General features: G+C 63.0%; 2 protein-coding genes and 1 pseudogene. All 3 read left to right on the top strand.

Annotation, left to right across the window (positions count from 1 at the left end; translation table 11 throughout):
* Window positions 1-381: pseudogene (locus tag QZ213_RS26880) on the top strand (branched-chain amino acid ABC transporter permease); the annotation flags it as partial.
* 3 nt (window positions 382-384) lie between these two features.
* A complete protein-coding gene (locus QZ213_RS26875; RefSeq protein ID WP_291689081.1) occupies window positions 385-1,458 on the top strand; it encodes a branched-chain amino acid ABC transporter permease in 1,074 nt (357 codons plus the stop codon).
* A gap of 56 nt (window positions 1,459-1,514) precedes the next feature.
* A complete protein-coding gene (locus tag QZ213_RS26870; protein ID WP_291689080.1) occupies window positions 1,515-2,798 on the top strand; it encodes an ABC transporter substrate-binding protein in 1,284 nt (427 codons plus the stop codon).
* The last annotated feature ends 30 nt before the right edge of the window (window positions 2,799-2,828 follow it).

Genomic DNA, 2,828 nt, shown 5'->3' with positions numbered 1-2,828 from the left:
GCCACCGCCTTCAACCAGCAGGTGGCGCAGTCGCTCGGCATTTCCGTCAAAAGCGTGTTCGCGATGGCCTGGGCGATTTCGGCGACCGTCTCGGCGGTCGCGGGCGTGGTCGTGGCCGTGGTCAACGGCGTCTCGTCGGGCCTGTCGGCCTACGGCATCAAGGTATTCCCCGCGGCGATCCTGGGCGGTCTCGACTCGATCGGCGGCGCGGTGCTCGGCGGCATCATCATCGGGCTGTTGGAAAACATCGCCCAATATGTCGACAGCGAATATCTGCACTGGGGCAATTTGTATGAAATCGCACCTTTCTACGTGCTGATCATCATCCTGATGATAAAACCCTACGGCCTGTTCGGCACCAAAGACATCGAGCGGGTGTAATCCATGGCAACTCCCTCCCTGATTCCGGCCGGCGACTTCCGCACCACCTACGCGGCCGATACCACGATCTTTCCGACCACCACCAGCCGCAACGCCGCGATTGTCGGCATCGGGCTGATTTGCTTTGCGCCGCTGGTGCTCGGCGGATACTGGCTGAGCGTGCTGATCCAGATCGGCATTTTTTCCATCGCAGCCCTCGGCCTCAACATTCTGGTCGGCTTCACCGGACAGATCTCGATCGGGCACGCCGCGTTCTTTTTGTTCGGCGCCTTCACCTCGGCCTACATCTCGAACAACCTGCCGATCCCGGTGTTCTTCGCCATTCCGCTCGCCGGCGTGGTGACGGCGCTGGTCGGCTTGATCTTCGGCCTGCCGGCAGCAAGGCTGAAGGGGCTCTATCTCGTCATCGCCACGCTGGCCGCGCAGTATATCCTGCTCGATTTCTTCTCGCGCGCCGACTGGTTTTCCGGGGGCTCGGTGCCGGCCAGCGCCAATCCGTTCTCGATCTTCGGCTATACCTTCCGCGGCGACCGGCAATATTTCTACGTGGTGCTGGCCTATGTCGTGGTCAGCTATCTGCTGGTCACCAACCTGATGCGCACCCGCGACGGCCGCGCGCTGGTCGCGATCCGCGATCACTATCTCTCCGCCGAGATCATGGGCATCAATCTCACGAAGTATCGCACGCTGTCGTTCGGGCTCGCGGCATTCTTCGCCGGCATCGCCGGCGCGCTCTATGCGCATTACCAGCTGGTGGTCTCCAACGAGGGTTTCGGGATCGAACGCTCGATCATCTTCCTGGCCATGGTCATCATCGGCGGCACCGGCTCGATCATGGGCACGCTGATGGGCACCGCTTTCGTGGTGCTGCTGCCGGAATCGATGGAGTGGATCAGCGCCGGGCTGAAGGGCTCGGCGATCGACAAGGCGCTGTCGCTCAACAACAACATCACCTTCCTGCGCGAGATCGCGATCGGGCTGATCATCATCGCGTTTCTGATGTTCGAGCCTGACGGCCTCGCGCATCGCTGGCGGCAGATCAAGACGTACTGGAAACTCTACCCGTTCTCGCATTGAGGCCCGAACGGGACGCACTACAATCGCTACCAACAAACCAAACGGAGGAAGCAAGTATGACCATGAAAACCCTTTTGAGCACGGTGTCGCTCGCGCTGCTGCTCGGCGGCGCGGCCTCTGCGGCGCAGGCCCAGATCGCGATCGGCCATCTCGCCGATTATTCCGGCGGCACCTCCGACGTCGGAACGCCCTACGGACAGGGCGTCGCCGACACCTTCGCCTGGGTCAACAAGAACGGCGGCATCGGCGGCAAGCAGCTCAGTGTCGACACCAACGATTACGGCTATCAGGTGCCGCGCGCGATTGCGCTCTACAAGAAGTGGTCGGCGCCCGACAGCAAGGTCGCGGCGATCATGGGTTGGGGCACCGCCGACACCGAAGCGCTGACCGGCTTCCTGGCGCAGGACAAGATCCCGGATATCTCGGGTTCCTACGCTGCGGCGCTGACCGATCCGGAAGGCACCAGCGGCAAGGCAAAGCCCGCGCCCTATAATTTCTTCTACGGGCCGAGCTATTCGGATGCGCTGCGCGCCGAACTGACCTGGGCGGCCGAGGACTGGAAAGCCAAGGGCAAGCCGGGCAAGCCGAAATTCGTGCATATGGGCGCCAACCACCCCTACCCGAATGCGCCGAAGGCGGCCGGCGAGGCGCTCGCCACCGAGCTCGGCTTCGAAGTGCTGCCGCCGCTGGTATTCGCGCTGGCGCCGGGCGACTACAGCGCGCAGTGCCTGAGCCTGAAGAGCTCCGGCGCCAACTACGCCTATCTCGGCAACACCGCGGCCTCCAACATCTCGGTCATGAAGGCCTGCAAGACCGCGGGCGTCGACGTCCAGTTCCTCTCCAACGTCTGGGGCATGGACGAGAACGCCGCCAAGACCGCCGGCGATGCCGCCGACGGCGTGATCTTCCCGCTGCGCACGGCGGTCGGCTGGGGCGGCAACGCGCCGGGCATGAAGACCGTAATGGAAATCTCGAAGATGTCGGACCCGACCGGCAAGGTCTATCGTCCCGTGCATTACATCGCGGCCGTCTGCACCGCGCTGTACATGAAGGAAGCGATCGACTGGGCCGCCAAGAACGGCGGAGCCACCGGCGAGAACGTCGCCAAGGGCTTTTACCAGAAGAAGGATTGGGTGCCCGCCGGCATGGAGGGCGTCTGCAATGCCTCGAACTGGACCGACAAGGACCATCGCGGCACGCTGAAGGTCGACCTCTATCGCTCGAAGATCTCGGGTTCCACCGACGGCGATCTCAACGATCTCATGGCCAAGGGCACCATCAAGCTCGAGAAGGTCAAGACCGTCGAACTGCCGCGCAAGCCGGAATGGTTCGGGTGGTGAGGTAGCGACTTTCCACAAACTCAAGCCGTC

The sequence above is a fragment of the Bradyrhizobium sp. genome, assembly GCF_017881085.1.
Classification (GTDB): domain Bacteria; phylum Pseudomonadota; class Alphaproteobacteria; order Rhizobiales; family Xanthobacteraceae; genus Bradyrhizobium.
Note: the sequence above shows the minus strand (reverse complement) of the source record. Positions and strands in the feature narration are given on the sequence as shown.

Bases quoted from the DNA above. Each gene is read 5' to 3' on its own strand.
- QZ213_RS26870 (WP_291689080.1), top strand. From the start codon at position 1,515: ATGACCATGAAAACCCTTTTGAGCACGGTGTCGCTCGCGCTGCTGCTC.
- QZ213_RS26875 (WP_291689081.1), top strand. From the start codon at position 385: ATGGCAACTCCCTCCCTGATTCCGGCCGGCGACTTCCGCACCACCTAC.